This is a genomic window from Amycolatopsis sp. (genome assembly GCF_036008905.1).
Taxonomy (GTDB): domain Bacteria; phylum Actinomycetota; class Actinomycetes; order Mycobacteriales; family Pseudonocardiaceae; genus Amycolatopsis.
Window position 1 is genome coordinate 1 of the sequence record NZ_DASYMU010000257.1, and the last position, 4,076, is coordinate 4,076.

Sequence of the window (4,076 nt, forward strand, 5' to 3'; positions counted from 1 at the left end):
CGGGAACCGCTCATAAAGCTCGCGGCCCATGCCGAGCCGCTGCGAACCCTGACCGGAGAACAGGAACGCCGTCTTGCCACCGGCGACCGAACCTTCGGACACTCCCGCGTCGGGCTCGCCGTCGGCCAATGCCGCCAGGCCGCGCAGCGCGCTTTCCCGGTCCCCGGCGACGATCACGGCCCGGCGGGAGAACCGCGAACGGCCCTTTACCAGCGAGACGGCGATGTCGGCCGACGGGATGTCCGAGCGGGTCTTCAGGTGCGAGAGCAGCCGGGCCGCTTGGGCGTGCAGCGCCTCCGGGCTCTTCGCCGACAGAACCCACGGCACGAGACCGGTTTCGTCAGGTGCGGCAACAGGCTCAGCCTCCGGAGCCTGCTCGAGGATCACGTGCGCGTTGGTCCCGCTGATCCCGAACGCGGACACGGCTGCCCGGCGCGGGCGATCGACCTCCGGCCAGGCGCGCTGCTCGGTCGCCAGCTCCACCGCGCCCGAGGTCCAGTCCACACTGGACGTCGGTGTGTCCACATGCAACGTCTTGGGCACCACGCCTTCGCCCAGCGCGAGCACCATCTTGATCACTCCGGCCACCCCGGCCGCGGCCTGGGCGTGCCCGAGGTTCGACTTCACCGAGCCGAGCAGCAACGGGCTTTCACGGTCCTGCCCGTAGGTCGCCAGCAGCGCCTGGGCCTCGATCGGGTCGCCCAGGCTCGTGCCGGTGCCGTGCGCCTCGACGACGTCGATCTGGCCGGGCGTCAGGCGTGCGCTCTCCAGCGCGGCACGGATGACGCGCTGCTGTGACGGGCCGTGCGGCGCGGTCAGGCCACTGCTCGCGCCGTCCTGGTTCACCGCGGAGCCGCGCACGACGGCGAGCACGCGGTGGCCGTTCTTCTGCGCGTCGGAAAGGCGTTCCAGCAGGATCATGCCGACGCCCTCACCCCACGCCATGCCGTCGGCGGTGTCGGCGAAGGCCTTGCAACGCCCGTCGCGCGACATGCCGCGCTGACGCGCGAACTCGATGAACGCGTTGGGGGTCGCCATCACGGTCGCGCCGCCGACGAGCGCCATCGAGCACTCACCGGAACGCAATGCCTGTTCCGCCCAGTGCAGGGCGACCAGCGACGACGAGCACGCCGTGTTGACCGTGACGGCCGGTCCTTCCAGACCGAGGAAGTAGGAGATCCGTCCGGAAAGGACACTGGCCGCGGTGCCGGTCAGCAGATGCCCTTCGGCCGTCTCGGGCATGTCCGTGCCGGAGCCGTAACTCGATTCGACCGCGCCGACGAAGGTCCCGACCCCGGTGCCGCGCAGGGACAGCGGATCGATCCCCGCGTGCTCGATCGCCTCCCACGCGACCTCGAGCAGCAACCGCTGCTGTGGGTCCATCGCCACCGCTTCACGCGGGGAGATACCGAAGAAGCCGGGGTCGAATTCGGCTGCCTCGTGGAGGAAACCGCCCTCGACGACGTAGGTCTTGCCGGGCTTGTCCGGGTCCGGGTCGTAGATCGACGCGGCGTCCCACCCGCGTCCCTCGGGGAAGCCCGAGATCGCGTCCTCGCCGTCGAGCAAAACCCGCCACAGCTCCTCGGGCGAGTTCGCGCCCCCGGCATAACGGCAGCCCATGCCGACGATCGCGATCGGCTCGGCGGTCTTCGCCTCGACGGTCTGCAAGCGCTGGCGGGTCTGCCGCAGGTCGGTGGTGACCAGCTTGAGGTAATCGCGGAGCTTGTCTTCGTTGCTCGTCATGCGGGTGGTGCCTCCCAAGTGAGGGAACTTGCGGGGACGGCGAGCCCTTTCTGGCGGCGCACCCAGCGGGAAACCCGGACCACCGTCAGGCCTCTAACTTTGCCGGACATGGCACTAGTGCTGTTACTAGTGCTCAGCCACGAGATGTCGACATCTCGTGATCTCTTAGCTACTAAGAGACCGCCATCTGTCGACAGATGGCGAAGGACGGTTGCGAGCGTGCTAGTTGCGGCCGAGTTCCTTGTCGATGAACGCGAACATCTCGTCGTCACTCACCGCGGCGAGCTCTTCGGAGTTTTCTTCCGTCTTCTGCTCGCCGACGGCTTCGAGTCGCCATTGCAGCGCGGAAAGCCGTTTGACCAGTAGTGCCCGGGTGCCGGCGTCCAGTTCGGACCCCGACACCGCGGTTTCGAGTTTTTCGAGTTCCGCCAGCAGTGGCACCTGTTCGGCGTCCGCCCCGATCTCCGTGCGGACGTGCCGCACGAGCGCGATCGGCGTCGGGTGGTCGAAGATCAACGTGATGGGCAGCCGGAGGCCGAGATCGGCGGCCAGCCGGTTGCGCAGCTCCACCGCGGTCAGCGAGGTCATCCCGAGTTCAAGGAATCCGCGCTCGGACTCGACGTCGTCCGCCGAGCCGTGCCCGAGCACCGCCGCGACATGGCGGTTGACCAGGTCCAGCACGAGCTTTTCCTGCTCGGCCGCACTCCGGCCGGTCAGCTGCTCCAGGAATCCCGGTCCGGCCGTGTGGACGGCTTCGTTGCCCGCGACGCGGCGCGCGGGGACGCGCACGAGTCCGCGCATCAACGCCGGGACGGAACCACGGGCGATCGCGCGGACGTCCAGTGGCGCGGTGACCACCAGTGAATCGTCCACAGTGGATGCCAGATCGAACAGGCCGAGGCCGTGTTCGGCCGTCATCGCGATGACGCCTTCGCGGCGGAACCGGGCGATGTCGGTGGCGTCGAGCGCTCCGGTGAGTTCGCTTCGCTGCTCCCAGAATCCCCAGGCCAGCGAGGTCGCCGGCAAGCCGTCCGAACGACGTCGCTGGGCCAGCGCGTCGAGGAACGTGTTCGCCGCCGCGTAGTTGGCTTGCCCGACGGCACCGGAAACCCCGGAGAACGAGGAGAACAGGACGAACGCCGACAGGTCCAGCTCTCGGGTCAGCTCGTGCAGGTTGAGCGCGGCGTCCACCTTGGGCTGCAACACCTTGTCGACGCGCTCACCGGTCAGCGCGTCGAGCACGCCGTCATCGAGGACCGCGGCGAGGTGCACCACGCTGCTCAGCGGGTGTGCCGCGGGAATCCCGGCCAGCACGCCGGCGAGTTCGTCGCGGTTCGCGATGTCACAAGCTTCGACGACGACATCGGCGCCGAGACCGGCCAGCTCGTCACGGAGTTCCTGTGCGCCGGGAGCGTCGAGGCCGCGGCGGCTGGTCAGCAGCAAACGCCGGACGCCGTGCCGTTCGACCAGGTGGCGGCAGAGGAGCGTGCCCAGGGTGCCGGTGCCGCCGGTGACGAGCACGGTGCCTGAGCCGCTGGGATCGAGCTGCCAGCGTGTGCCTTCGGTGGTCTTCGCGCGGGTGAGCCGGGCGGCGGTGACATTGCCGCAGCGGATGGCGATCTGCGGCTCGCCGGTGGTGACGGCGTCGGTGATCGCGGTGACGAGCACCTTCGCGGAGCTGTCCTCGTCGTCGATGTCGACCAGGGTGATCCGGCCCGGGTTCTCGGACCCGGCCGACCGGACCAGACCCCAGACGCCCGAGTCGGCGAGTCCGGCGACGTTCTCGTCTGGAGTGGCCGCGATCGCCTGCCGGGTGAGCACGACCAGGTGTGAGTCGTCGAACTTGCTGTCACGCAAGAACTGCTGGATGGACGTCAGGGCGTCGCGGACCGATCTGTGTGCGGCCGCGGCGAGATCGCCGGTTGCCGAAGTGACGGGCAGCAGCACGATGTCCGCCGCGTCGAGCTCGTCGAAGTCGGCGACTCCGACGACCGGGACACCGGAACGCTCCACAGTGGACACCGTGGGCTCGTTGCCGACCACGGCCCAGCGCTCGTTCGCCTTCCGGTCTTCGCCGGTGGGCGCGGGGACCCAGCCGACCTGGAACAGCGCATCGCGGTGGGAAAGCTCGACGGGCGCGAACTGGTCGGCGGAGATCGTCCCGCGTCGCACCGAAGCGGCCGTAAGCACTGGCGCGCCCGCGAGATCCGTGGCACTGACGGAACATCCGCCGAAGCCGTCCGGGGAGAACCCGATGCGCAGGGCGGTCGCGCCGGTGGCGTGCACCGCGACGTCGTGCCAGACCGACGGCAGGCCCGGGCCGTCACTCGCGG

General features: G+C 69.4%; 1 protein-coding gene and 1 pseudogene. Both read right to left on the minus strand.

From position 1 onward, the window contains the following. Window positions 1-1,743, minus strand: a pseudogene (locus VGP60_RS41265) (type I polyketide synthase); the annotation flags it as partial. 222 nt (window positions 1,744-1,965) lie between these two features. Then, window positions 1,966-4,076, minus strand: a 2,111-nt coding sequence (locus VGP60_RS41270) for a type I polyketide synthase (RefSeq protein ID WP_327553685.1), incomplete at its 5' end; no start/stop codon positions are given.